The following is a 25,004-nucleotide window of genomic DNA, read 5'->3' as shown; positions in this document are numbered from 1 at the left end:
CCGCTTGCGAAGGCGTGGCGGCGACCCATGGAGAATTCGACATGACATCTGGAAAAATCCGCTGGGGCATTCTTGGACCCGGCAGCATCGCAAGGTCCTTTGCCGGCGGCGTGGCGCGGTCGCGCACCGGCGAGCTGGTCGCGCTCGGCGCCCGCAATCCAGGCAAGCCCGGTCTTGCCGAGACTTTCCGCGGCGCGCGCATCCTCGACGGCTATGACGCGCTGCTGGCCGACCGCGGCGTCGACGCCGTCTACATCTCGATCCCGCATCCCGGCCATGCCGAATGGGCGATCAAGGCCGCCGAAGCCGGCAAACATGTGCTGTGCGAAAAGCCGCTGGCGCTGACCGCCTTCGAGGCCGACGCCATGATGCACGCGGCGCGCAAGGCCGGCACGTTTCTGGGCGAAGCCTTCATGTACCGGCTGCACCCGCAGACGCTGCAGCTGGTGGAGCTGATCAAGTCGGGCGTCATCGGCGAGGTGCGCATGATCAAGTCGAGCTTCGGCTTCGCCATGCCGGGCTTCATGCCGGAGCACCGGCTCTATGCCAACGAGCTGGCCGGCGGCGGCATCCTCGATGTCGGCGGCTATCCGGTGTCGATGGCCAGGCTGATCGCCGGCGCCGCGGCGGGGCAGCCCTTGCTCGAGCCCGACAAGGTCGCGGGCGCCGCCCATCTCGGCCAGTCCGGCGTCGACGAATGGGCCTCGGCACTGTTGCACTTTCCCGGCGGCATCGTCGCCGAGGTCTCCTGCAGCATTTCGCTCAACCAGGACAATGTGCTGCGCATCCTTGGCACCAAGGGCCAGATCGAGGTGCCGGACTTCTGGTTCGCCGGCGGCAATCGCGATGTCGGACCGGGCCGGATCGAGGTGATCCGGTCCGGCGGCGAGCGCGAGACGATCAGCGTCAACGAGACGCGCCACCTCTATTCCTTCGAGGTCGATGCCGCCGGCGAGGCGATCCTGGCCGGCCGGCAGGAATTCGCCTGGCCGGGCATGGGCTGGGCCGACAGCCTCAACAATCTGCGTGTTTTGGACAGATGGCGGGCAGCGGTCGGACTGGAGTACGAGATCGAAAAGCCGGCTAAGCGCGTCAACACCATCGCCGGCCGGCCGCTGCAAACCAACGGCACCGCCATCGGCAAACGCGCCATTCCGGGCCTGCCGCGCCCAGCCTCGCGGCTGGCGCTCGGCTTCGAGGATTTCCGCACCTTCTCTTCCGGTGCGATCCTGCTCGACGCCTTCTTCGAGGCCGGCGGCAATCTGTTCGACACCGGCTATGTCTATGGCGCCGGCTACACCGAGACGCTGCTCGGCCAGTGGCTTAAGAATCGCGGCGTGCGCGAGCAGTCGGTCATCATCGCCAAGGGCGCGCATTCGCCGCTCTGCTATCCCGATGTCATCGGCAAGCAGCTTGCCCAGTCGCTCGACCGCCTGCAGACCGACCATGTCGATATCTATTTCATGCATCGCGACAATCCGGACGTGCCGGTCGGCGAGTTCGTCGACGCCATGGACCGCGAGGCCAAGGCCGGCCGCATCCGCGGCCTGTTCGGCGGCTCCAACTGGACGATGGAGCGCATGGACGCGGCAATCGCCTATGCCGAAAGGAACGGCAAGCAGAAGCCCGGCGCCCTCTCCAACAATTTCTCGCTGGCCGAGATGCTGGAGCCGATCTGGGCGGGCTGCATCACCTCGTCCACCGATGCCTGGAAAGCCTGGCTGGCGGCGCGGCAGATGCCCAACTTCGCCTGGTCGAGCCAGGGCCGCGGCTTCTTCACCGAGCGCGCCGGGCGTGACCGGACCGACAATGAGGAGCTCGTGCGGGTCTGGTATTCGGAAAAGAATTTCGGCCGCCGCGACCGCGCCATCGAGCTCGCCAAGCGGCTGGGCAAGAGCCCGATCCATGTCGCGCTGGCCTACGTCCTGGCGCAGCCCTTCCCGTCGGTGCCGCTGATCGGCCCGCGCACGCTGGACGAGCTGGAGGACAGCCTCAGGGCGCTGGATATCGAGCTTACGCCGGAGGACTTGGCGTGGCTGGATGAGGGACCGGAACGGAGGAGGGCGTAGAGTCAAATTACGGGCGAGCAAAAAATGGACGCCTCATTCCTTCGCGCCCCCCTCTGGCCTGCCGGCCATCTCCCCCACTTGGGGGGAGATTGTCAGTTTCGGCGCCTTGCTCATTCCTGCAACGTTTGAGATTGGCGAAAGCCGGCGTGAAATCTGATCTCCCCCCTCGTGGGGGAGATGCCCGGTAGGGCAGAGGGGGGCGCTGTCCCGCCTGATCCCGCCTACCGATCCACCCTTGTCGACAGGATGATCGACGACGAGGTCCGCTCCACCCCGTCCATAGCGCCGATCCGGTCGAGCAGCGCGTCGAGGTCCCGGATCGACGGCGCGTCGACGATGACGATCATGTCGAAGTTGCCGCTCACCGAATGCAGCGTCCGCACCTGCGGCAGCGCCTGCAAGGCGCGCACCACCTTGTCGGCGAGCTTGGGCGTGACGGTGAGCAGCACATGCGCCCGGACCAGTCCCTGCTCATAGTCGGGCGATAGCCGCACACCGTAGCCCGCGATGATGCCGCGCTGCTCCAGCCGCTCGATGCGGCTCTGCACCGTGGTGCGCGACACGCCGAGCTTCCTCGCCAGCTCCGCGGTCGAAGCGCGCGCGTTGGCGCGCAAAAGCGAAAGCAGGGCCTGTTCCGCATCGCTGATCATTTCGACGATCTCCTTCGGCATATTGCCTAAACATGGGCTTCACTTTGCCAGATTCCACGCTTCCTTTCGACAGGCAAGCTGCGATGATTCCCGGCAACTCGAATTGGCAGGGGTATTGACCATGAAGAACATCGTTGTCGTCGGCGCCGGCAAGATCGGCTCGACCATCGCCGAGATGCTCAGCTCCACGGGCGACTACCACGTCACGCTCGTCGATCGCTCGGCCGCCCAGCTTGCCGCCGCCGAGTTGCCGGCCGGCGTCGAGACGCAGGAGCTCGACATCGCAGCACCAGGCGCGCTGGAGAAAACCCTTGCCGGCAAGTTCGCCGTGCTGAGCGCCGCCCCCTTCCACCTCACCACGCGCATCGCCGAGGCAGCCGCCGCCACCGGGGTGCACTATCTCGACCTCACCGAGGACGTCGTCTCGACCCGGCGCGTGAAGGAACTGGCGCGCGACGCCAAGAGCGCCTTCATCCCGCAATGCGGCCTGGCGCCCGGCTTCATCTCGATCGTCGCCAACGATCTCGCCAGCCGCTTCGACACGCTGGAGAGTGTGCGCATGCGCGTCGGCGCGCTGCCGCAATATCCGTCGAACGCGCTGAACTACAACCTCACCTGGAGCACGGACGGCGTCATCAACGAATATTGCGAGCCCTGCGAGGCGATCGTCGAAGGCGAGCTGATCGAGGTGCCGCCGCTGGAAGAGCGCGAGGAATTCTCGCTCGACGGCGTCACCTATGAAGCCTTCAACACCTCGGGCGGGCTCGGCACTTTGGCCGAGACGCTGAAAGGCAAGGTGCGCACGCTGAACTACCGCACCATCCGCTATCCCGGCCACGCCGCGATCATGAAGGCACTGCTCAACGATCTGGGGCTCCGCCACCGCCGCGACGTTCTGAAGGACATTTTCGAAAGCGCGCTTCCGGCGACGCTGCAGGATGTCGTCATCGTCTTCGTCACGGTCTCGGGCCGCAAGAACGGCCGCCTGCTGCAGGAAACCTACGCCAACAAGATCTATTCGCACCGCGCCGGCACCATCGTGCGCAGCGCCATCCAGATCACCACCGCCTCCGGTATCTGCGCCGTGCTCGACATGCTGGCCGACGGCTCGCTGCCGGCCCGGGGTTTTGTCCGCCAGGAGGACATCGCCCTCGACGCCTTCCTGGCCAACCGCTTCGGCCGCGCCTACGCCCAGCACGAGATGGTGAGCCGGCTGGCGAGCTGAGTTGTGCCCTCTCCTTCTCCCCTTGTGGGGTCCGAAGGACGGGGCGAGACCCGTGGCCCGGGCGGTGGATCGGCGCGCAGCGCCGAGACGGATGAGGGGTTTTGGACGGAATGAGACGTCGGCGTTCCCTGGAACACCCCTCATCCGTCGCCTTCGGCGACACCTTCTCTCACAAGGGGAGAAGGGGGAGCTCTAAATATGCAGCGCGTGGCCGAGCGCCTTGAGCGCCGCTTCCTGGAAACCTTCGCCCTGCGTCGGGTGCGCATGGATGGTGCCGGCGATGTCCTCCAGCCGCGCGCCCATTTCCAGCGCCAGGCCGAACGCCGCCGACAGTTCCGACACGCCCTGCCCGACCGCCTGGATGCCGAGCACCAGATGATTGTCGGCGCGGGCGACGACGCGCACGAAGCCGTCCTCGCCCTGCTTGGTCATGGCGCGGCCGTTGGCGGCGAAGGGAAACTGGCCGATCTTGATCTCGCCGGCGAGCGCCTTCGCCTCGTCCGGTGACAGGCCCGCAGTGACCAGCTCCGGATCGGTGAAGCAGATCGCGGAAATAGCGCGCTTGTCCCAGCTTCTCTTGTGGCCGGCGACGATCTCGGCCACCAGCTCGCCCTGCGCCATGGCGCGGTGCGCCAGCATCGGCTCGCCGGTGACGTCGCCGATGGCAAAAATGCCGCGCATCGAGGTCCGGCACTGGTCGTCGATGCGGATGAATTTTCCCGCCATATCGAGGTCGATCTGCTCCAGCCCCCAGCCCTCGGTGAGCGGCTTGCGGCCGACCGTGACCAGGATCCTGTCGGCGGCGACCTTGCCGTTCTTGCCGTCGGCCGTCTCGACCAGCAGCGCGTCGCCCTTGCCCATCTGCCCCTGGGTCGACAGCCCCCTGGCCTTGGCATTGGTCATCACCTCGACGCCGAGATCGCCGAGCCGCTTCAGAACCGGCCGCGTCAATTCCGCGTCATATTGCGCGAGCACGCGCGGCAGCGCTTCGACCACGGTCACCTTGGCGCCCATCTTGGCGAAGGCCATGCCGAGCTCCAGCCCGATATAGCCGCCGCCGACCACGGCGAGCTTCTTCGGCACCTCGCTCAGCGCCAGCGCTTCCGTCGACGAGATGACCGGTCCGCCGAAGGGCAGGAACGGCAATTCCACCGGCGCCGAGCCGGTCGCGATCACCACCGTCTCGGCGCGGATCACCTGCGTGCCGGTCTCGGTCTCGACCTCGACGGTTTTGCCGTCCCGGAACGTCGCCCAGCCATGCACGGTCTTGACCCTGGCCTTCTTGAGCAGTCCGGCCACGCCGCTGTTGAGCCGGCTAACGATGCCGTCCTTCCACGCCACTGTCTTGGTCAGATCGAGCGTCGGCTCGCCTATTTTGATGCCGAGCGGGTCCTTGCCGCCGGCCACGTGAGCGATCTTCTCGAACTCCTCCGCCGCATGGATGAGCGCCTTGGACGGGATGCAGCCGACATTGAGGCAGGTGCCGCCCGGCTTCGCAACCTCGACGATCACCGTGTCGACGCCGAGCTGGCCGGCGCGGATGGCGCAGACATAGCCGCCGGGACCGGCGCCGATGACGAGCAGCTTGCAGGAGATTTCTTTCATGACGTGATCCTTCGATCCGAGGGAACGTTCCGTCGAGATCCTTCGCGCCCCCCTCTGTCCTGCCGGACATCTCCCCCACGAGGGGGGAGATCAGCAGCTTCGGCGCCTCGCTCATTTCGGGAGCGTTGGTGATTGGCGAAATCCGGCGTGACGTCCAATCTCCCCCCTTGTGGGGGAGATGCCTGGCAAGGCAGAGGGGGGCGCTGTCCCGCCATCATCTCGGATGTTCCCCCTCAATCCACGAAGATCAGCGCCGGCGTCTCCAGCAGCGCCTTGATCCGCTGCACGAACACCGCGGCATCCCAGCCGTCGATGACGCGATGGTCGAAACTGGACGACAGGTTCATCATCTTGCGCGGGATGAACTGGGTGCCGTCCCATACCGGCCGCACCATCATCTTGTTGACGCCGACGATCGCCACCTCCGGATGGTTGATGACCGGCGTCGTCGCGACCCCGCCCATCGCGCCGAGCGAGGTGATGGTGATGGTCGAGCCGGAAAGCTCCTCGCGGCTCGCCGTGCCGGACTTGGCCGCCTCGGCAAGCCGGTTGACCTCGGCGGCGCAATCCCAGATGTCGCGCGCCTCGGCATGCTTGACCACCGGCACCACAAGTCCGGTGGGCGTCTGCGCGGCGATGCCGATATGGATGCCTTCATGCCGATGGATGACGCCGGCCTCGTCGTCGAACAGCGCGTTGAGGTTCGGCTGGTCGGCGATCGCCTTGACCATCGCCCGCATCAGGAAGGGCAGCAGCGTGAGCTTCGGCCTTTCCGCCCCCTTGGTCCCGCGCTTCTCCTTGTTGAGGGTTGCGCGCAGCTCCTCCAGCGCCGTGACGTCGATCTCCTCGACATAGGTGATGTGCGGGATGCGCGATTTGGCGAGCGACATTTTCTCGGCGATCTTGCGCCGCAGGCCGACAACCTTGATGTCCTCGACGCCGTCCTTCGGCGCAAGGCCGGTGGCGCGGGCAAGCTGCGGCCCGCGCGCCAGGAAGGCGTCGATGTCCCCATGGCTGATGCGCCCGGCCGGGCCACTGCCCGCAACCTGGCGAAGGTCGATGCCAGCTTCCTTGGCGCGCAGACGAACGGCGGGTGAAGCCAGCGGCTTTTCGCCTTCGGCGCGTGGTGCGCCTAAGGGGCCAGGCGTGGCGCGATTCGTTTTTACGCCGTCATCCTCGGGCTTGTCCCGAGGATCTGCCGGCCTGGAAGGATGCGACGTTGCCAATCCTGAGGGGGCGGTGGATCCTCGGGACAAGCCCGAGGATGACGGCGTTGTTTCTTGGCTGGACTGAACGGGAGGGCGAGAACCGTGGTCCGCCCCAGCGGCGGTGGTGTTCTCGCTGCTCTCATTGGCGCCGCCCTTCACATTCCCCTCGCCGGCTACCTTCAGTCGCACGATCGGCGAGCCGATCGCCACCGTGTCGCCAATCTCGGCGCCGAGCCAAAGGATCTCGCCGTCGACCGGCGACGGGATCTCGACCGTCGCCTTGTCGGTCATGACCGCCGCCAGCACAGCGTCCTCGCGCACCAGGTCGCCGATCTTGACATGCCACTCGACAAGCTCGGCCTCGGCGACGCCTTCGCCGACATCGGGAAGCTTGATCACATATTCACCCATCCTCAGGCTTCCCTCTTCTTCAAGCTTCAATCGTCTCGACGAGGGCGCGCCCGACCCGCGCCGGGCCGGGGAAATACTCCCACTCCTGTGCGTGCGGGTAGGGCGTGTCCCAGCCGGCGACCCGCGCCACCGGGGATTCCAGATGGTAGAAGCAGTTTTCCTGCACCAGCGCGACCAGCTCGGCGCCGAAGCCGGAGGTGAGCGTCGCCTCGTGCACCACGACGCAGCGCCCGGTCTTCTTCACCGACGCGACGATGGTGTCGAGATCGAGCGGCAACAGCGTCCTGAGATCGATGATCTCGGCATCGATGCCGGTCTCGTCGGCCGCGGCCTGCGCGACATAGACCATGGTGCCGTAGGCGAGCACGGTGACGGCCGAGCCCGGCCTTCGGATCGCCGCCTTGCCGAGCGGGATGGTGTAATGGCCGTCGGCGACCTCGCCGAGCTGATGCTTCGACCATGGCGTCACCGGCCGGTCGTGATGGCCGTCGAAGGGACCGTTGTAGAGCCGCTTCGGCTCGAGGAAGATCACCGGGTCCGGATCCTCGATCGCCGCGATCAGGAGCCCCTTGGCGTCGTGCGGGTTGGACGGCACCACCGTCTTCAGGCCCGACACATGCGTGAATAGAGCTTCCGGGCTCTGGCTGTGCGTCTGGCCGCCGAAAATGCCGCCACCGGTCGGCATGCGCACCACGATCGGGGAGGTGAAGTCGCCGTTCGAGCGGTAGCGCAGCCGCGCCGCTTCCGAGACGATCTGGTCGTAGGCCGGGTAGACATAGTCGGCGAACTGCACCTCGACGCACGGCTTCAGCCCATAGGCGGCCATGCCGATGGCGGCGCCGACAATGCCGGATTCGCTGATCGGCGCGTCGAAGCAGCGGTTCTTGCCGTATTTGGCCTGCAACCCTTGTGTGCAGCGGAAGACGCCGCCGAAGAAACCGACATCCTCGCCGAACACAACGACGCGCTCGTCGCTTCCCATGGACACGTCCATGGCGTCGCGGATCGCCTCGATCATCGTCCGTCTGGGCATGGTCAGACCCCCGCCTGCTGGCGCTGACGCCTGAGATGCGGCGGCATCTCGGCGTAGACGCCTTCGAACATGTCGCGGGTCGAGGGCTTGCCGCCGGCATGCAGCGTGCCGTGGCTCTCGGCCTCCTTCTGCGCCGCGATCACCGTCTCCAGGATCTCCGCCTCTGCCTGGGTGTGGCGCTCCTCCGACCAGGCGCCTTGGCGGATGAGATGGTTCTTCAGCCGGATGATCGGGTCGCCGAGCGGCCAGGCATCTGACTCCGCCTTCGGCCGATAGGCGGACGGATCGTCCGAGCTCGAATGCGCGCCGGCGCGGTAGGTGACATATTCGACCAGCGTCGGCCCGAGGTTGTTCCGCGCCCGCTCGGCCGCCCACCTGGCCACCGCATAGACGGCGAGGTAGTCGTTGCCGTCGACGCGCAGCGCCGGAATGCCGAAGCCCAGGCCCCGCGCGGCGAAAGTGCCGGAGCCGCCGCGCGCGATCCCTTGAAAGGTCGAGATCGCCCACTGGTTGTTGACGACGTTGAGGATGACCGGCGCCTTGTAGGTCGAGGCGAAGACCAGCGCCGAGTGGAAATCCGATTCCGCCGTCGAGCCGTCGCCGATCCAGGCCGCGGCGATGCGCGAATCCTTCGAGATCGCCGAGGCCATCGCCCAGCCGACCGCCTGGATGTATTGCGTCGCCAGATTGCCGGAGATCGAGAAGAAGCCGTGCTCCTTCGACGAATACATGATCGGCAGCTGCCGGCCCTTCAGCGGATCGGCCTCGTTGGAATAGATCTGGTTCATCATCGTGACCATCGGATAGCCGTCGGCGATCAGCAGGCCGGCTTGCCGATAGGTCGGGAAATTCATGTCGCCTGGCTTGAGCGCCTTGCGGAAGGCCGAGCTCACCGCCTCTTCGCCGAGATGCTGCATGTAGAAGGAGGTCTTGCCCTGGCGCTGCGCCATCTGCATGCGCGCATCGAAGGTCCTGAGCCGCATCATGTTGCGCAGGCCCTCGAGCAGCTCCTCGTCGGTGAGCAGCCCGGCCCATGGACCGACGGCCTCGCCGGCGCGGTTGAGCACCCGGATGATGGAGAATGCCATGTCGCGGATGGTGCGCGGATCGACGTCGATCTCCGGGCGCGGCACCGAGCCAGCCTTGGGAATGGTCACATTCGAGAAATCGGGCGTGCCGCCGGGCCGGACCTCGGGCTCGGGCACATGAAAGCGCAACATTCCAGCATCGGCCATGACCTTCATCCTCCAATGTTGCCGGTGCGATAGTGGCACATCCGCGCCGCCAGACCAGTGCGATTTCGCCGGATCAGAGCGCGGCCATCCTCCGGTCGTCGGCCCTGTGGACCCGATGCGGCACGCAGGCGCCAAGATGCAGATATGGCGGCGAAATTTCTTGTCGATGTTTTCGGGCCATGCGCAATTTGGCGAATGCCGGCAGAGCTTTAGGCGCAAGAGGAGGCAAAAGCGGTAGGTTCGGTCAGCGGCCAAGTTTTGTCAGCGTTGGCGCTGCCCCTCACCTGCCTGCCGGCATCCTCTCCCCGTATAGTGACGGGGAGAGGGGCTCTCTCGCCGTTGATTTCGCAAATCTCCAACGTTGCAGAGAAGATACCAGCGTTGCGGCCAGCCCCCTTCTCCCCGTCACTATACGGGGAGAAGTGCCCGGCAGGTGAGGGGCAGCGCCGACCTTTGACATTGGCTCCCAGGCCCGAGTGATCGGCCGGTGTCAACCAAAATGCTCGCGGCACATGCGCCGCACGCCCGATGCACCGAAACGCTGGTTCCCCCACCCCGCCTCATGCTAACTCAGCCCGTATGGCACAGAAGAAGGGATATGAGGTCGATTCGTGGCTCGCGAAGCCGGATCCGGCCATGGCAATCGTGCTGCTTTACGGCCCCGACCGCGGCCTTGTCGCCGAACGGGCCAAGGCTTTTGCCGGCAAGACCGGCCTGCCGCTCGACGACCCGTTCTCGGTGGTCAAGCTCGACGGCGCGGAGGTCGACCGCGACGAGGGCCGCCTGCTCGACGAGGCCCGCACCGTGCCGATGTTCTCCGACCGGCGTCTGCTCTGGGTGCGCAACGCCAGCGGCCAGAAGGCGCTGGCCGACGACATCAAGGCGCTGACGGCCGAACCGGCGCGGGACGCGATCATTCTGATTGAAGCGGGCGACCTGAAGAAGGGCACTGGGCTTCGGGCCATCGTCGAGGCCGCCGGCAACGCCATCGCCTTGCCCTGCTACGCCGACGAGGCCCGCGACCTGGATTCGGTGATCGACGACGAATTGCGCAAGGCCGGCATGTCGATGACGCTCGACGCCCGCCAGGCGCTGCGCCGCAATCTTGGCGGCGACCGGCTTGCGTCGCGCGGCGAGATCGAGAAACTGGTTCTCTACGCGCACGGCCGCAAGGAGATCGGCATCGACGACGTCGGCGCGCTGTCGGGCGATGTCTCCGGCGCTTCCTTCGACGCCGCGGTCGACGCCATGCTCGATGGCAAGGTCGGCGACTTCGACACCGCCTTCACCCGCCACTGCCAGTCGGGCGGCCACCCTTTCCTGGTGCTGTCGTCGGCGATGCGGCAATTGCAGGCGATCCAGCTGATGCGCGGCCAGATGGAGGCCGGCGGCCGCAACGCCGCCTCGGTCGTGGCCGGCGCCCGCCCGCCTGTCTTCTTCTCGCGCCGCAAGCTGGTGGAAAAAACGCTGGAGCGCTGGAATGTCGAGGCGCTTGGGCGGGCGCTCAACCGCCTGCAGACGGCGGTGCTGCAGACCCGCAAACGGCCGGATTTGTCCGAGGCGCTGGCAAGGCAGGCGTTGCTCGGCATCGCGGTGGAAAGCGCTCGGCTGGGGCAAAGGTAAGCGATTAGCTGATCTCCCCCCTTGTGGGGGAGATGTCCGGCAGGACAGAGGGGGGCGCTGTCCCGCCAGCGCCTCAATCGGTCTCGCAGCCTCCCCGTGGAGTCGTGCGAGTGGCCGAACCTTTCAGACGAAGCATTCCTTCACGCCCCCCTGCCCTGCCGGGCATCTCCCCCACAAGGGGGGAGATCAGCCGTCGCGGCCGTTTTCGCCAATTACCGCCGCTAACAAAAGCCGGCGTAGCCTTCCCGGCTATCACCAATATATCAGGCGTAAACGGCCCCCTTCGCGCGCCATCGCACTTGTCCTGCCGCTCAGTTCATCATCATGGCGTCCGCCGGCTGGAAGGTTGGCAGCGCTTGTGGAAAGACCAGTGCCGCCGCGCCGTAGAGAATCAGAGCGACACCCGACAGCTTCGCTATCCGCGCTCCTGACGCGAGGGTCTTTTCCGCGAAAACCAGCAAGGTGACCACGGCCATAGCGGCGAGGTTCATGATCCCGAGAGGAAAGAGAGCAAGGAACAACAGCCAGCAGCAGCCCAGGCAAAAGAGGCCATGTTCCAGGCCCATGCGCACCGCGCCCCACTGACCATCACGCCACGAGGTTAGGATGAAGCCGATCGGCGTCCGGCATTTGGCGAGGCACAGATCTTTCAACGGGGAGAGCTGATAGGCGCCCGCCATCATCAACAGCACGCCGCCGATGCGCGCCGCCGCCGCCGCGGACAATCCCACATGCTCGGCGAGCATCTCCGCGCCCGCCGCGCCGGCAAAGGCGAGAACGCCCATCAGCCCCCAAACTAGCAGGTAGCCCGCCATGAACACCCAGGTCGAGACAAAGGTTTCGCCGCGACCCTGCTTGCCGGCCTGGACCTGGTGAAACGTCAGGATCATCGGCGCGGCCGTTGGAAACATCATCGCAACCATCATGATCATCCAGGCGGCGAGAAACAGCGGCGCCGTCATGCCCATGGTGGGTGAGTACATGTCCATGCGCATGTCCGCGTCGTTGCCGATCTGCTGCCAGATGAGCAAGGTCCACGCCGCCGCCGCGATAGCGATCAGCAGCGCCAGAACGATGTTTCGCTGCAACGTCAGCGCCATGGGCGAGTGAGGTCCGAGCATGCCGCCAGGCGCTATTGCTGGCCGGACCAATTGATCGGCGCGTAATGTCCGTTCCGGCGCGAATTGTCCCAACTCATGCCATGGTCGCTGAACGTGCTGCCCTCCGCCCCCAACGCCAGAGCCAGCCAGTCGGGATTGATCGGATGGCCGGTGGCCGCCCACATCTGCCCGTCCTCGCGCATTGTCGGCAGCGGTTCGACCGCCATCTTCAGGACGCCCGCAATCTCCGCCGACCGCTTCTTGCCGTCTATCCGGTAGCTTATCGGAACCTTCTTGGCTCCGAGATTGGTGCCGATCATGGGTGCCAGCAAGGCCATCGGACCGCCCGCGGCGCCGGTGAAGATCGCGCCCAGCGCCTCCGTTTGCCTGTCATCGGCGCGTTCGTCGATATAGGCGGCAGCCGTCCAATTGCCGTCCGCCATCGGACCCGGCGTGTGGGCAACCATCGCGACGCTGAGGCCATCCAATCGAACGTCGCCGAAATTGCCCTTGTCGATATGAAAGACCAGGCCGACGTCGCAAACGCCTTTCGTCGGCTTCGATGTCAGCTGCGCATTGGTGGACAGCAGGCAAGGACATACGACATCGCAGCTACAATTTTCGAAGTAACTTCCAGACAATTGCCAGCTGACCGCCATCTACACCTCCCATTTGTGTCAGGCGCGTCGGCAGGATCGCTTCTTGTGGCGCCGCTTCACGTCGATCGCGGCAAATAGCCCACGCCGCGACTGATCGGCACGCCAGGGCATATGATTTAACTTGCTGATTTAAGCGTACGCCGAAGCCCGGCACAGTCAAGCCGAGCACCCGGCACCGGCGGCTGCGCTGGCCAGACGGCCGGACCTGTTGGAGACGCTGACAAGACAAGCGCTGCTCGGCATTGCGATTGAGAGCGCGAGATTGGGGCAGAAGTAGAGAGCAACCCCGGCGATTGGCGAGAGCCGAGATGCCGGCTGATCTCCCCCCTTGCGGGGGAGATGGCTGGCAAGCCAGAGGGGGGCGCTGTCCCGCCAACATATCCTTCGTCATTCTAGGGCGGAGCAAGGAGCGAAGCGACGCGCGCAGACCCTAGAATCCATGCCGTGACATTGGCCGTAGAATGCTGCCGTCCAGAATAGCCGCTAGCGACAGCGCCAGCTAAGATCGCAATATGACAGGCTACGTCTATATGACCGCGAGCTAGAAAGGCGGCACGATCTATATCGGTGTCACCAACGACCTTGCTCGTCGGATGCCGGAGCACAAAACCGGCAAAGGCTCGCGCTTCACCAGCCGCTACGGCGTGCAGCGTTTGGTCTGGTACGGGGAGTATTTCGACATCGCCGAAGCGCTGGCCCCGCCGATGGAAGGTCGAGCTCATAGAGAAAGCCAACCCGGAATGGTTCGAGCTCTTTCGCGGAATTGGCTGGTGATTGTTCTGCGCCGTTGCGGCGCTCCCATGTAACGGCATGGATTCTAGGGTCTGCGCGCGTCGCTTCGCTCCTTGCTCCGCCCTAGAATGACGACGGATGCGTTGGCGAGACAGCGTACCTTTCTCAGAGGGGAGATTTGCAGATCCTCGCCGATTGCCAATCGCCATAGAAAAAGGGCCGGCACATCGCCCCCCCTTCACGCGTCTATCACCGATATATCAGGCACATCCGGCCTTAAGCCAGAACTTTCATTAGCCGGCTAATTCCTTGCGCATCAGCAACTTACCGCTCGTCCTTCAGGCGCCGGCACAGCTCGTCGAGCTGGTCCAGCGTGCGGTAGCTGACCCGCAGCGTGCCGCCTTTGCCCTTGTGCTCGATCGACACGATCATGCCGATCGTGTCGGTCATCAGCTTCTCCAGCGCCAGCGTGTCGGGGTCCTTCTCCGGCGCGCTCGCCGCGGACTTCACCTTGGCGGGCGTCGGGCCGGCGGGCATCTGCGCCAGCGCCTCGGCCTGGCGCACCGAAAGCCCCTCCTTGACGATGCGCTTGGCAAGGCCGGCCGGATCCTCGGCTGTGACCAGCGTGCGGGCATGGCCGGCCGACAAATCGCCATCGACCAGCATGTCGCGGATGACATTGGGCAGCTTCAAAAGACGCAGCGTGTTGGCGACATGGCTGCGGCTCTTGCCGATCACCTGGCCGAGATCGGCCTGGGTGTAGCCGTGCTCGTCGATCAGCTGCTGGTAGCCTTGCGCTTCCTCGACCGGGTTGAGGTCGGCGCGCTGCACGTTCTCGATGATCGCCAGTTCCAGCGCCGTGCGGTCGTTGACGTCGCGCACGATGAGCGGAATCTCGGTCAGGCCGGCGCGCTGCGCCGCCCGCCAGCGCCGCTCGCCGGCGATGATCTCGTAGCGGCCGGGAGATGAGGGCGAGGGCCGCGCCACCACCGGCTGCACCACGCCATGCTCGCGGATCGACTGCGCGAGATCGGTAAGCTCGGCGTCGCCGAAATGCCGGCGCGGGTTCTTTGGATTCGGGCTGACGAACTCGATCGGCACCTTGCCGTCCGCGGTGACCGCGCTCGGCTTTTCCGGCGCCGCCGGACGGTCGATCTCGCCGATCAGCGCCGCAAGGCCACGGCCCAGTCTTTTTCTCGATTGGTCTTCGCTCATTACCCTGTCCAGATCGTTTCGGAATCGAATCGGCTATTCGTCAATGGAATTCGGCCTGTTCGCCTCAAGCCGCGCGCAGCTTGCGCTCGCGGCGGATCACTTCCGAGGCGAGCTGCAGATAGGCCTGGCTGCCGGAGCATTTGAGATCGTAAAGGATCGCCGGCTTGCCGTAGGACGGCGCTTCGGAGACGCGCACGTTGCGCGGGATGATCGTCTCATAGACCTTGTCGCCCATATGGGTGCGCACGTCCTGCACCACCTGATTGGCGAGGTTGTTGCGCCCGTCATACATGGTGAGCACGATGCCCTGGATGGTGAGATCCGGATTGATCGTTCCGCGCACCTGCTCGACCGTTTCGAGGAGCTGGCTTAGACCTTCGAGCGCGAAGAACTCGCATTGCAGCGGCACCAGAACGGAATCGGCTGCCGCCATTGAATTCAAGGTCAAAAGATTGAGCGAGGGCGGGCAGTCGATCAGCACGTAGCCGAACGGCGCCGAACGCTCGGCCGCGGCGCGCAGCGCGTTGCGCAGCCTCAGCACCCGGTCCGGCGCCGAGGCGATCTCCATTTCGATGCCGAGCAGGTCGAGCGTCGAAGGAACGATGGACAAGCCCGGCACCGCCGTCGGCACCGCGGCCGCTTCCAGCTCGAGCTCGCCGGTCAGCACGTCATAGGACGAGACGGTGCGGTCCTTGCGGTCGATGCCCAGCCCGGTGCTGGCATTGCCCTGCGGATCGAGGTCGACGATCAGCACCCGCTCGCCGATCGCCGCCAGCGCCGTGGCGAGGTTGATGGCCGTGGTGGTCTTGCCGACGCCGCCCTTCTGGTTGGCGACGGTGATGATACGCGGTCCAGTTTTCATGGGTTTATGCCAGTAATTCATTGCGGGGTCGCCGGGCGCAGATCGGTGATTTCGAGGATGACGCCATGAGGGTCGGTCATGCTTGGATGTTCTACCAGATCGAAGGCCCAGCGGTGAGCGCTTTCTTCCACTTCGGCCCGGTAATCCCGGCCTTTGTGGAAAAGCCCGCGCGCCCCGTTGGTCAGCCACGGCGTCGACAGATCAAGCAGGTCCGGAAGCGCCGCCAATGCCCGCGCCGTCACGATTTCCGGTTCGGAAACAAGGGGATAGCTGTCATCGATTCGCTTGGCCAGGACGCGCGCCGGCAGGTCGAATTGGCCGATGACGGATTGCAGGAACGATGCTTTCTTGCGGTTGCTCTCGACCAGATCGATCGAGGCGCCCGGCCGCTCGGCAAGCAGGAAGCCGAGCACCAGCCCGGGAAAACCGCCGCCCGAGCCGAGGTCGACCCAGCGCATTGCGGCGGGTGCGATTCGGGCAAGCTGCGCGCTGTCAAGGATGTGGCGGCGCCAGACATCGTCCAGTGTCGACGGCGCCGCCAGATTGATGCTGCGGTTCCATTTCAGGAAGAGCTGCTCGAAGACTTGCAGGCGTTCGAATGTTTCACGTGAAACCGGACCTGCCGCTTTCTGCAACTCCGCCCAGGCATCGGCGCTCACGCCACCGACCTTCGCGCAGCGAGCTCGGCATTGCGGACATGGGCGACAATGATCGCCAGCGCCGCCGGCGTCATGCCTTCCATGCGCTGCGCGTCGGCGATCGAGCGCGGCTGCCGCATCTTCATCTTCTGCTTCAGCTCGTTGGAAAGGCCCGGCACCTCGGAGAAGTCGATGCTCTCCGGAATGAGCCGTGACTCTTCATGCCTGATCTGCGCGACGTCGGCCTGCTGCCGTTCGAGATAGACGGCATACTTCGCTTCCGTCTCGAGCCGCTCGCCCGTCTTGGCGTCAAGCGCGGCGAAACCCCGCTCGACACGAATCAGCCAGGCCATATCGACGCCCGGATGCGCGAGCAGCTCGTAGGCCGAGCGACGCACCCCGTCCTTGTTGATCTCCAGCCCATGCCGCGCCGCTTCGTTCGGCGTGAATGTAATCGACTTTGCCAGCGCCCGCGCATGGTCGAGCTTGCTCGCCATGCCGTCGAATCGCTGCATGCGCTCCGACGAGGCAATCCCGAGCCGGCCGGCCAGCGACGTCAGCCGCTCATCGGCATTGTCGGCGCGCAGCGAAAGCCGGAACTCGGCCCGCGAGGTGAACATGCGATAGGGCTCGGCGATGCCGCGGCTGGTCAGGTCGTCGACCATCACGCCGATATAGGCTTCGGTGCGGCTGAGCACGACCGGCTCGCCGCCCGACGCCTTGCGCGCGGCATTGATGCCGGCGAGCAGGCCTTGCGCCCCGGCCTCTTCGTAGCCGGTGGTGCCGTTGATCTGCCCGGCCAGAAACAGGCCCTCGACGCGCTTCGTCTCCAGCGTTGTCTTGAGCTCGCGCGGATCGACATGGTCGTATTCGATCGCGTAGCCGGGCTGCAGCATCGTCGCCTTCTCCAAGCCGGGGATCGTCTTCAGTATGTCGAGCTGCACGTCTTCCGGCAGGGAGGTCGAAATGCCGTTCGGATAGACGGTGTTGTCGTCGAGGCCTTCCGGCTCGAGGAAGATCTGGTGGCCTTCGCGATCGCCGAACTTCACGATCTTGTCCTCGATCGAAGGGCAGTAGCGCGGGCCGACACCTTCGATCGAGCCGGAATACATCGCCGAACGGCCGAGATTGAGGCGAATCAGCTCATGCGTCGCCGTCGAGGTGCGGGTGATGCCGCAATGGATCTGCGGGTTGGCGATGCGGTCGGTCATCAGCGAGAACGGCACCGGGTCCTCGTCCGCCGCCTGGCTCTCCAGCGACGCCCAGTCGATCGTGCGGCCGTCGAGGCGAGGGGGCGTCCCGGTCTTCAGCCGTCCGAGCTTGAAGCCTGCACGAGCCATCGTCGCCGAAAGCCCGTGGCTTGCCTGCTCGTTCATGCGGCCGGCGACGATCTTCTTCTCGCCGATATGGATCAGCCCGCGCAGGAACGTGCCGGTGGTCAGCACGACGGCGCCGCAAGCGAGGCGCCGGTCGCCGGAGACCAGCACGGCCGCGATCCGGCCGAGCTCGATCTCCAGATCGAGCACCTCGCCCTCGACCACGTCGAGATTGGCCTGCTCGCGGATCGCGGCCTGCATGGCGAGGCGATAGAGCTTGCGGTCGGCCTGGGCGCGCGGACCGCGCACGGCGGGGCCCTTGCGGCGGTTGAGCAGACGGAACTGGATACCGGCCGCGTCTGTTATGCGCCCCATCAATCCGTCCATGGCATCAATCTCGCGCACCAGATGGCCTTTGCCCAGGCCGCCGATCGCCGGGTTGCAGGACATGACGCCGATCGTGTCGAAACGCAGCGTCACCAGTGCCGTCCTGGCGCCGGCGCGCGCGGCAGCGCTGGCCGCCTCGCATCCGGCATGGCCGCCGCCCACCACCACCACATCATAGTGATCGGTCATTTCAAGAATCCGCTTTCAGAGATCGGTTGACACATGTCCCCGACGGCCTTCGCTGTCAAGGACGAAGCCCGCACTCGTTTCACGTGAAACATCTGTCCGATACCGCTTGTGGATGTTTCACGTGAGTCAATCGCTCGCTCGATGGCGAATCGGTGTTTCACGTGAATCACTTACCGATGCAGAACTGCGAGAAGATGACGTCGAGCATATCCTCGACATCGACCGCGCCGACGATCCGCCCGAGCCGCTCGCTTGCCAGCCGCAATTCCTCCGCCCGCAACTCCTGGCTCAATCCCACTACGGCAGCCGAGAGGAAATCCTGAGCTTCGGCCAGCAATTCGACATGCCTCAGCCTGGATGGCAGGACGTCTCCGGTGTCTCCGATTGCCGACGCCGCGCGCCGTGCGATCTCGTCCAGCAAATCCGAAAGGCCGGTTCCGGTCGTCGAGGAAATCACCAGGTCATACGCATGCGACGGCGCTGCGCCGAGATCGACCTTCGTGCCTATCCTCAGCGAAGGAATATCGTCGGGAACTGCGCCCACCGCCAGCGGGTTGGCAATGTCTTCCAGCAACAAGACAAGGTTCGCTTCACGGGCCCGGGCGCGCGCTCTTTCAATCCCGATCGCTTCAACCTTGCCGCTACCATCGCGCAGCCCAGCCGTATCGACCACCCGCACCATCATCCCGTTGAGATCAAGCACCACTTCAAGCAGGTCTCGGGTCGTTCCCGGTTCGTCGGTGACGATCGCAGCCTCGCGTCGGGCCAGCGCATTGAACAGGCTGGACTTGCCGGCATTCGGCGCCCCGAGAATAACCACCTCGAATCCATCGCGGATGACCTCGGCGGCTTTGAATCCCCGGATGTGGTGTCCGATCTCATCGATCATTCTTGCCACATCGGCCCAGACCGCGTCGGACACGGAACCTGGCACGTCCTCTTCGTCGGCGAAGTCGATCTCGGCTTCGATCATCGCCCGCGCCTCGATCAGCCGTCGGCGCCAGCTCGAATAGAGCGCGCTCTGCGCTCCCTCGGCATTGCGCACGGCGAAGCGGCGCTGGGCCTCGGTCTCGGCGTTGACGAGGTCGGCCAATGCCTCCGTCTCGACCAGATCGAGTTTCCCGTTAAGGAATGCGCGCCGGGTGAATTCGCCGGGCTCGGCATGTCTGACGCCCTCGAAGCCGGTGATCGTCTCCAGCATTCTCGCGGCGACGGCGCGGCTGCCGTGGACGTGGAACTCGGCAACGTCCTCGCCGGTGAAGCTGCCGGGCCCCGGAAAGAACAGGACGAGCCCGTGGTCGATGACCGAGCCGTCGGGCGCCTTCAGCTTGCGCAACGTGGTAAACCGATCCTTAACCGTGCCGCCGGCGATCGTTTCGACCGCGAATCGAGTCTTGGGGCCGGAGACGCGGATCACGGCGATGCCGGCGGGCAAGCGGCCACTCGACAGCGCCGCGATCGTATCCTTCGAAGTTACCATTTGCCCGACCTGCCGAACCACCCTAGGTATCTTGTTCACGCGCCGTTCCGCACGGAAGCCGCGGCTTTCGCGGAATTGCGTTGCCATCAACGAACCGAGCCGCCCATCGTGACCCTGCCCGCGCGAAACCTGCTTGCCGAAGAGGCGAGCCCCTATCTGCAGCAGCACAGCGACAATCCCGTGCACTGGCGAGCCTGGTCGCCGGACGCCCTTGCCGAAGCCAGGGAACGCGGGCGCCCGATTCTGCTCTCCATCGGCTATGCCGCCTGCCATTGGTGCCATGTCATGGCGCATGAAAGCTTCGAGAACGACGCCGTCGCCGCCGTCATGAACCGGCTCTTCGTCAATATCAAGGTCGATCGCGAGGAGCGTCCGGACATCGACCAGATCTATATGGCAGCGCTGCATGCCATGGGCGAGCAGGGCGGGTGGCCGCTGACCATGTTCCTGACGCCCGACGGCAAGCCCTTCTGGGGCGGCACCTATTTTCCGCGCGAGGCGCGCTATGGCCGGCCGGGATTCGTTCAGGTGCTGGAAGCGGTCGACAAGGCCTGGCGCGAAAAGCAGCAAAGCCTCGCCGAAAGCGCCGATGGCCTGACCGTCCATGTCGAGCAGCGGCTGGCCGGCGCGAAAGGCAAGACGGCGCTCGACGGCGACACGCTTGCCGATCTTGCCGCCCGCCTCGACGGCATGATCGACCGCGACCTCGGCGGCTTGCGCGGCGCGCCGAAATTCCCCAATGCGCCCTTCATGCAGACCCTCTGGCTGTCCTGGCTGCGCGACGGCCGGACCACCCATCGCGACGCGGTGCTCATCAGCCTGGAAAAGATGCTTGCCGGCGGCATCTACGATCATGTCGGCGGCGGCCTCAGCCGTTATTCGACCGACGCCAAATGGCTGGTGCCGCATTTCGAGAAGATGCTTTACGATAACGCCCAGCTCGTTCGTATGTGCAACTGGGCCTATGCCGCTACCGGCAACGACTTGTTCCGGATACGAATCGAAGAAACCGTCGCCTGGCTGCTACGCGAGATGCGGGTCGAAGGCGGCGCCTTCGCCGCCAGCCTCGACGCCGACAGCGAAGGCGAGGAGGGGCTTTTTTACACCTGGAGCCGGGAAGAGGTCGAAACCGCGCTTCACGGCGATCCGGCCGCGTTCTTCCGATATTTCGAGCTCGTCGCCCCGCCTGGCTGGGAAGGCAAGCCGATCATCCGCCAGGGCGAGGCTCAACAGCGCCAGGGCGTCGCTGACCGCGACCAAATCGCCCCGCTGAAAGCGAAGCTGCTGGCCACCCGAGAAAAGCGCATCAGGCCCGGCCGCGACGGCAAGGCGCTCACCGATTGGAACGGCCTGATGATCGCCGCCCTCGCCGAGGCAGGTCGTTCGCTCGAACGAGCTGACTGGATCGACGCTGCCGCGAGGGCCTTCGCCCATATCGTCGCTGCCGGCAAGGACGGCCGGCTGGCGCATTCCATGCTTGGCGACAAGAAGCTGTTTCCGGCGCTGTCGAGCGACTATGCCGCCATGACCAATGCGGCGATCGCGCTGTTCGAGGCTACCGGGGATCCAGCCTATTCCGACCACGCCAAGCGTTTCATCGCCGAGCTCGACCGCTGGCATCAGGACGGCGAAAAGACCGGCTACTATCTGACGGCATCCGACAGCGGCGACGTCCCGATCCGCATCCGCGGCGATGTCGACGAGGCGATCCCTTCGGCCACCAGCCAGATCGTCGAAGCGCTGGTGCGGCTTTCTTCGCTCACCGGCGACCCCGATCTTTGGGAAGAAGCCTGGACGACGGCCGAACATGCCATGGGTCGCGCCGCGCAGCAGGCCTACGGCCAGGCCGGCATCGTCAACGCCTGCGCCCTGGCGCTCGAGCCGTTGAAGCTGATCCTCATCGACGACCCAGAGTCAGCAAGCCTTGTTCCGGCTGCGAATCGGAATCCGGATCCGCGCCGGATCGATATCGTCGTGGCGGTCGGTACGGAAGCGAATCGACCGCTTCTGCCGGGCGGCGTGCTGCCGCCGACGGACAGGCCGGGCGCCTGGTTCTGCAGCGGCCAGGTGTGCTTGCCGGCGGTGACGGATCCAACGGAGATGGAGAAGCTGTTGCGGCGATAGTGCCTCCTCCCACAAGGGGAGAAGGGGGAGCGCTGCGCGGATCGACCGTCTCCACAAGGGGGACGGTCGCCCAATCACGTATTCATCGAATCGAAGAAATCGCCGTTGGTCTTGGTCTGCTTGAGCTTATCGATGAGGAACTCGATCGCGTCGGTCGTTCCCATCGGCGCCAGGATGCGGCGCAGCACGAAGATCTTCTGCAGGTCCGAGCGCGGTACCAGAAGGTCTTCCTTGCGGGTACCGGATTTGAGGATGTCGATCGCCGGGTAGATACGCTTGTCGGCCACCTTGCGATCGAGCTGGATTTCGCAGTTGCCGGTACCCTTGAACTCTTCGAAGATGACTTCGTCCATGCGGCTTCCGGTGTCGATCAGCGCGGTGGCGATGATGGTCAGCGAGCCGCCTTCCTCGATGTTGCGGGCCGCGCCGAAGAAGCGCTTCGGCCGCTGCAGCGCGTTGGCGTCGACACCGCCGGTCAGCACCTTGCCGGATGACGGCACGACGGTGTTGTAGGCGCGGCCGAGGCGCGTGATCGAATCGAGCAGGATGACGACGTCGCGGCCGTGCTCGACCAGGCGCTTGGCCTTCTCGATCACCATTTCGGCGACCTGCACATGGCGCGCCGCCGGCTCGTCGAAGGTCGAGGAGATCACTTCGCCTTTGACCGAGCGCTGCATGTCGGTCACTTCTTCCGGGCGCTCATCGATCAGAAGCACGATCAGGTAGCATTCCGGATGGTTGGCGGTGATCGAGTGCGCGATGTTCTGCAAAAGCACCGTCTTACCGGTGCGCGGCTGGGCGTTGATCAACGCGCGCTGGCCCTTGCCGATCGGCGCCACCAGGTCGATCACGCGCGGCGAGATGTCCTTGGTGGTCGGATTGTCGACCTCCATCTTCAGCCGCGAGGTCGGATAGAGCGGCGTCAGATTGTCGAAGTGGATCTTGTGGCGGATCTTCTCCGGATCGTCGAAATTGATGGAGTTGACCTTGAGCAGCGCGAAATAGCGCTCGCCCTCTTTCGGGCTGCGGATCGGTCCCTCGACGGTGTCGCCGGTCTTCAGCGAAAAGCGCCTTATTTGCGAAGGCGAAATGTAGATGTCGTCGGGACCGGGCAGGTAGTTGGCATTGGCCGAGCGCAGGAAGCCGAAACCGTCCTGCAGCACCTCCACCACGCCGTCGCCGATGATCTCGACGTCCTGGGTGGCGAGCTTCTTCAGGATCGCGAACATCAGCTCCTGCTTGCGCATCACGCTGGCGTTCTCGACCTCGAGCGATTCGGCGTAAGCGATCAGCTCCGGCGGCTTCTTGTTCTTGAACTCGGTGAGTTTCATTTCTTGCATTAGATGGACTCTGGGCAGGCTTTGGGGAGAAAAAAATCGGCTGGATGCGACAAATGCCGGGCGCGGCCGAAAGCGAGAAAGGGGCGGCGCATGACGGGAAGGAAGACCCGTCTTTTATCGTCGGTCGTCTGAAAGAGCAAGCCGCCTTTTGCGGGGTCGTTCGAGCCTCAGAACGGCTTCACAATGACCAGGATGACGATGGCGATCATCAGCAATGTGGGGATTTCATTGACGATCCGCCAGTGCCTGGCCGGCTTTTCGTTCTTGTCCTCGGCGAATTTCCGCACCGCCCCGGCGAGATAGCCGTGCAGCCCCGAAAGCAGAAGCACCGCCGCGATCTTGGCGTGCAGCCAGCCACCCTGAAAATTGAACCCCTTCCAGGCCAGCCAAAGCCCGAACATCCAGGTGACGATCATCGCCGGATTGATGATGCCCCTCAGCAGCCGGCGCTCCATCACCTTGAACGTCTCGGATTGCACGGAGCCCTTCTCGGCATCGACGTGATAGACGAAGAGCCGCGGCAGATAGAGCATGCCGGCCATCCAGGAGATGACGGCAATGACATGGATGGCCTTCGCCCAGGGATAGAAACTGTCGGGCGCCGCGAAATAGAGGAGCGCCGTCAGCGCGACGAGAACGACGATGCCGACCGTCATGCGCTTCATCGCCCGGCCGGCGCCGTTCTCGTTAGCCGTGTCGGTCATCGGTGGCTCCTCACCATTTTCACCATGGCCTCGACATGCGCCACCGGCGTTTCCGGCGTGATGCCATGGCCGAGATTGAAGACCAGCGGCCCGTCGCCCAGCATGCGAAGGATGGCGTCGACGCCGTCGGCCAGCGCTCTGCCGCCGGCGACCAGGCGAAGCGGATCGAGATTGCCCTGCACGGCGCCTTCGCCCTGCAACTCCTTCGCCATCGACAGCGGCACGGTCCAGTCGAGGCCGAGGCCCGTGATGCCTGTCTTCTTCCTGTAGTCGCGATAGCGCTCGCCGGCGCCCTTCGGAAATCCGATCACCGGAACATCCGGGTGCGCCGCCTTCACCTGCCGGACGATCTCCGCCACCGGTTCGACGCAGAACGCCTCGAAGGAAGGCTCATCGAGAACACCCGACCAGGAATCGAAGATCTGCACCACATCGGCGCCGGCCTCGATCTGGCGGATGAGATAGGCGGCCGAGTGATCGGCCAGTATCTTCAGAAGCCGCGCCAAGGCCTCCGGCTCGCGATAGGCGAAGAGCCGCGCCGGCCCCTGGTCCGGCGTGCCGTGGCCGGCAATCATATAGGTCGCGACAGTCCAGGGTGCGCCGCAGAAGCCGATCAGCGTCGTCTGGTCGGGAAGCGTGGCGCGCAGCCGTCGGACCGTCTCGTAGACCGGCTCGAGATTCACGTGAAACGTTTCGCCGTCCAGCGCCGCAATCTCGGCCGCGGCGATCGGCTTCAGGATCGGTCCTCGCCCCTCTTCGAAGCGGACCTCGCGGCCCAGCGCGTTGGGAACGACCAGGATGTCGGAGAACAGGATCGAGGCATCGAAGCCAAAACGCTCGATAGGCTGCAGCGTCACTTCGACGGCGAGGTCTGGATCGTAGCAGAGATCGAGGAAGGATCCGGCCCGCTTACGGGTCTCGCGGTATTCCGGAAGATAGCGGCCTGCCTGACGCATCAGCCAGAGCGGCGGCGGTGAAACCGTCTCGCCCTTGAGGACGTCCAGCATGATCCGTTTCCCAGTCATCCAGCGCTCGCCTCCCTACAGCGCCGCGCGTCCTAAGACGCGCAAAGGACGCTGTAGCACTTTCATCTGGCGCATGATCCTTTCCGAACCTCCGGTTCGGGATCATGCGCGGTCTCTTAAATCAAATATCTATTTTAAAAGAGTCTTCTGATTCTAAGAGTCTGTTGGTTGTGG

General features: G+C 65.0%; 19 protein-coding genes and 1 pseudogene. 5 read left to right on the top strand and 15 right to left on the bottom strand.

Going from position 1 to position 25,004, the window contains the following annotated elements; translation table 11 throughout:
* The first annotated feature begins 41 nt into the window (after window positions 1-41).
* Window positions 42-2,069: an aldo/keto reductase gene (locus EN874_RS20835; RefSeq protein ID WP_127427054.1), complete on the top strand. Its 2,028-nt coding sequence runs from the start codon at window positions 42-44 to the stop codon at window positions 2,067-2,069.
* A 221-nt stretch (window positions 2,070-2,290) separates the two neighbouring features.
* Here the strand turns inward: EN874_RS20835 and EN874_RS20825 are convergent, their stop codons facing one another.
* Complete coding sequence (locus EN874_RS20825) at window positions 2,291-2,719, bottom strand: Lrp/AsnC family transcriptional regulator (protein ID WP_127427053.1); 429 nt, start codon at window positions 2,717-2,719, stop codon at window positions 2,291-2,293.
* Between the two features lie 121 nt (window positions 2,720-2,840).
* Here EN874_RS20825 and EN874_RS20820 point away from each other — a divergent pair, with 121 nt between their 5' ends.
* The gene (locus EN874_RS20820) at window positions 2,841-3,944 is read left to right on the top strand and encodes a saccharopine dehydrogenase family protein (RefSeq protein ID WP_127427052.1); all 1,104 of its coding nucleotides are present in this window, start codon (window positions 2,841-2,843) and stop codon (window positions 3,942-3,944) included.
* 192 nt (window positions 3,945-4,136) lie between these two features.
* Here the strand turns inward: EN874_RS20820 and lpdA are convergent, their stop codons facing one another.
* The 4 genes from lpdA to EN874_RS20800 all read right to left on the bottom strand — a co-directional run bounded on the left by lpdA (window position 4,137) and on the right by EN874_RS20800 (window position 9,436).
* Window positions 4,137-5,549, bottom strand: a complete 1,413-nt coding sequence (gene lpdA / locus EN874_RS20815) for a dihydrolipoyl dehydrogenase (protein WP_127427051.1) — start codon at window positions 5,547-5,549, stop codon at window positions 4,137-4,139.
* Between the two features lie 233 nt (window positions 5,550-5,782).
* Window positions 5,783-7,168, bottom strand: coding sequence for a dihydrolipoamide acetyltransferase family protein (locus EN874_RS20810; protein ID WP_127427050.1), 1,386 nt, complete (start codon window positions 7,166-7,168; stop codon window positions 5,783-5,785).
* A gap of 19 nt (window positions 7,169-7,187) precedes the next feature.
* On the bottom strand, window positions 7,188-8,201 hold the full coding sequence (locus tag EN874_RS20805) for an alpha-ketoacid dehydrogenase subunit beta (protein WP_127427049.1): 1,014 nt from the start codon (window positions 8,199-8,201) through the stop codon (window positions 7,188-7,190).
* A 2-nt stretch (window positions 8,202-8,203) separates the two neighbouring features.
* Window positions 8,204-9,436: a 3-methyl-2-oxobutanoate dehydrogenase (2-methylpropanoyl-transferring) subunit alpha gene (locus EN874_RS20800; protein ID WP_127427048.1), complete on the bottom strand. Its 1,233-nt coding sequence runs from the start codon at window positions 9,434-9,436 to the stop codon at window positions 8,204-8,206.
* 579 nt (window positions 9,437-10,015) lie between these two features.
* Here EN874_RS20800 and holA point away from each other — a divergent pair.
* Window positions 10,016-11,059 carry a DNA polymerase III subunit delta gene (gene holA, locus EN874_RS20790; protein WP_127427046.1) on the top strand — a complete coding sequence of 348 codons (1,044 nt, stop codon included), beginning with the start codon at window positions 10,016-10,018 and terminating at the stop codon, window positions 11,057-11,059.
* Between the two features lie 311 nt (window positions 11,060-11,370).
* Here holA and EN874_RS20785 read toward each other — a convergent pair whose 3' ends face one another.
* The gene (locus EN874_RS20785; protein WP_127427045.1) at window positions 11,371-12,159 is read right to left on the bottom strand and encodes a DUF2182 domain-containing protein; all 789 of its coding nucleotides are present in this window, start codon (window positions 12,157-12,159) and stop codon (window positions 11,371-11,373) included.
* Between the two features lie 32 nt (window positions 12,160-12,191).
* On the bottom strand, window positions 12,192-12,818 hold the full coding sequence (locus tag EN874_RS20780) for a DUF1326 domain-containing protein (protein ID WP_127427044.1): 627 nt from the start codon (window positions 12,816-12,818) through the stop codon (window positions 12,192-12,194).
* 557 nt (window positions 12,819-13,375) lie between these two features.
* On the opposite strand from EN874_RS20780, the pseudogene EN874_RS20775 reads away from it, so the two are divergent.
* Window positions 13,376-13,592, top strand: a pseudogene (locus EN874_RS20775) (GIY-YIG nuclease family protein).
* 282 nt (window positions 13,593-13,874) lie between these two features.
* Here EN874_RS20775 and EN874_RS20770 read toward each other — a convergent pair.
* The 5 genes from EN874_RS20770 to mnmE form a co-directional block, all read right to left on the bottom strand.
* Window positions 13,875-14,765 carry a ParB/RepB/Spo0J family partition protein gene (locus EN874_RS20770; protein WP_127427043.1) on the bottom strand — a complete coding sequence of 297 codons (891 nt, stop codon included), beginning with the start codon at window positions 14,763-14,765 and terminating at the stop codon, window positions 13,875-13,877.
* Between the two features lie 64 nt (window positions 14,766-14,829).
* Window positions 14,830-15,627 (bottom strand): ParA family protein, encoded by a 798-nt coding sequence (locus tag EN874_RS20765; RefSeq protein ID WP_126086756.1) that lies wholly within the window; start codon window positions 15,625-15,627, stop codon window positions 14,830-14,832.
* Window positions 15,628-15,644: 17 nt separating this feature from the next.
* Complete coding sequence (rsmG, locus tag EN874_RS20760) at window positions 15,645-16,286, bottom strand: 16S rRNA (guanine(527)-N(7))-methyltransferase RsmG (protein ID WP_127427042.1); 642 nt, start codon at window positions 16,284-16,286, stop codon at window positions 15,645-15,647.
* On the bottom strand, window positions 16,283-18,157 hold the full coding sequence (gene mnmG / locus EN874_RS20755; RefSeq protein WP_127427041.1) for a tRNA uridine-5-carboxymethylaminomethyl(34) synthesis enzyme MnmG: 1,875 nt from the start codon (window positions 18,155-18,157) through the stop codon (window positions 16,283-16,285). Before mnmG ends, rsmG begins: the two co-directional genes overlap by 4 nt.
* Before the next feature lie 166 nt (window positions 18,158-18,323).
* Window positions 18,324-19,637 carry a tRNA uridine-5-carboxymethylaminomethyl(34) synthesis GTPase MnmE gene (mnmE, locus tag EN874_RS20750; protein ID WP_127427040.1) on the bottom strand — a complete coding sequence of 438 codons (1,314 nt, stop codon included), beginning with the start codon at window positions 19,635-19,637 and terminating at the stop codon, window positions 18,324-18,326.
* A 108-nt stretch (window positions 19,638-19,745) separates the two neighbouring features.
* Here mnmE and EN874_RS20745 point away from each other — a divergent pair, with 108 nt between their 5' ends.
* Window positions 19,746-21,761 (top strand): thioredoxin domain-containing protein, encoded by a 2,016-nt coding sequence (locus EN874_RS20745; protein ID WP_127427039.1) that lies wholly within the window; start codon window positions 19,746-19,748, stop codon window positions 21,759-21,761.
* A gap of 74 nt (window positions 21,762-21,835) precedes the next feature.
* Here EN874_RS20745 and rho read toward each other — a convergent pair whose 3' ends face one another.
* From rho to hemE, 3 genes are all read right to left on the bottom strand, one after another.
* Complete coding sequence (gene rho, locus EN874_RS20740) at window positions 21,836-23,101, bottom strand: transcription termination factor Rho (protein ID WP_126086750.1); 1,266 nt, start codon at window positions 23,099-23,101, stop codon at window positions 21,836-21,838.
* A gap of 167 nt (window positions 23,102-23,268) precedes the next feature.
* Window positions 23,269-23,805, bottom strand: a complete 537-nt coding sequence (gene hemJ / locus EN874_RS20735) for a protoporphyrinogen oxidase HemJ (protein WP_127427038.1) — start codon at window positions 23,803-23,805, stop codon at window positions 23,269-23,271.
* Complete coding sequence (hemE, locus tag EN874_RS20730; RefSeq protein ID WP_127427037.1) at window positions 23,802-24,830, bottom strand: uroporphyrinogen decarboxylase; 1,029 nt, start codon at window positions 24,828-24,830, stop codon at window positions 23,802-23,804. Before hemE ends, hemJ begins: the two co-directional genes overlap by 4 nt.
* Between the last annotated feature and the right edge of the window lie 174 nt (window positions 24,831-25,004).

Source organism: Mesorhizobium sp. M1D.F.Ca.ET.231.01.1.1 (assembly GCF_003999155.2).
GTDB lineage: Bacteria > Pseudomonadota > Alphaproteobacteria > Rhizobiales > Rhizobiaceae > Mesorhizobium.
Note: the sequence above shows the minus strand (reverse complement) of the source record. Positions and strands in the feature narration are given on the sequence as shown.

Excerpts from the sequence above, each read along its gene's own strand:
- mnmG (WP_127427041.1), bottom strand. The coding sequence starts at position 18,157 with ATGACCGATCACTATGATGTGGTGGTGGTGGGCGGCGGCCATGCCGGA.
- rho (WP_126086750.1), bottom strand. The coding sequence starts at position 23,101 with ATGCAAGAAATGAAACTCACCGAGTTCAAGAACAAGAAGCCGCCGGAG.
- EN874_RS20765 (WP_126086756.1), bottom strand. The coding sequence starts at position 15,627 with ATGAAAACTGGACCGCGTATCATCACCGTCGCCAACCAGAAGGGCGGC.
- EN874_RS20810 (WP_127427050.1), bottom strand. The coding sequence starts at position 7,168 with ATGGGTGAATATGTGATCAAGCTTCCCGATGTCGGCGAAGGCGTCGCC.
- lpdA (WP_127427051.1), bottom strand. The coding sequence starts at position 5,549 with ATGAAAGAAATCTCCTGCAAGCTGCTCGTCATCGGCGCCGGTCCCGGC.
- holA (WP_127427046.1), top strand. The coding sequence starts at position 10,016 with ATGGCACAGAAGAAGGGATATGAGGTCGATTCGTGGCTCGCGAAGCCG.
- EN874_RS20800 (WP_127427048.1), bottom strand. The coding sequence starts at position 9,436 with ATGGCCGATGCTGGAATGTTGCGCTTTCATGTGCCCGAGCCCGAGGTC.
- EN874_RS20785 (WP_127427045.1), bottom strand. The coding sequence starts at position 12,159 with ATGGCGCTGACGTTGCAGCGAAACATCGTTCTGGCGCTGCTGATCGCT.
- hemJ (WP_127427038.1), bottom strand. The coding sequence starts at position 23,805 with ATGACCGACACGGCTAACGAGAACGGCGCCGGCCGGGCGATGAAGCGC.
- EN874_RS20805 (WP_127427049.1), bottom strand. The coding sequence starts at position 8,201 with ATGCCCAGACGGACGATGATCGAGGCGATCCGCGACGCCATGGACGTG.
- mnmE (WP_127427040.1), bottom strand. The coding sequence starts at position 19,637 with ATGGTAACTTCGAAGGATACGATCGCGGCGCTGTCGAGTGGCCGCTTG.
- hemE (WP_127427037.1), bottom strand. The coding sequence starts at position 24,830 with ATGACTGGGAAACGGATCATGCTGGACGTCCTCAAGGGCGAGACGGTT.
- EN874_RS20780 (WP_127427044.1), bottom strand. The coding sequence starts at position 12,818 with ATGGCGGTCAGCTGGCAATTGTCTGGAAGTTACTTCGAAAATTGTAGC.
- EN874_RS20825 (WP_127427053.1), bottom strand. The coding sequence starts at position 2,719 with ATGATCAGCGATGCGGAACAGGCCCTGCTTTCGCTTTTGCGCGCCAAC.
- EN874_RS20835 (WP_127427054.1), top strand. The coding sequence starts at position 42 with ATGACATCTGGAAAAATCCGCTGGGGCATTCTTGGACCCGGCAGCATC.
- EN874_RS20770 (WP_127427043.1), bottom strand. The coding sequence starts at position 14,765 with ATGAGCGAAGACCAATCGAGAAAAAGACTGGGCCGTGGCCTTGCGGCG.
- EN874_RS20820 (WP_127427052.1), top strand. The coding sequence starts at position 2,841 with ATGAAGAACATCGTTGTCGTCGGCGCCGGCAAGATCGGCTCGACCATC.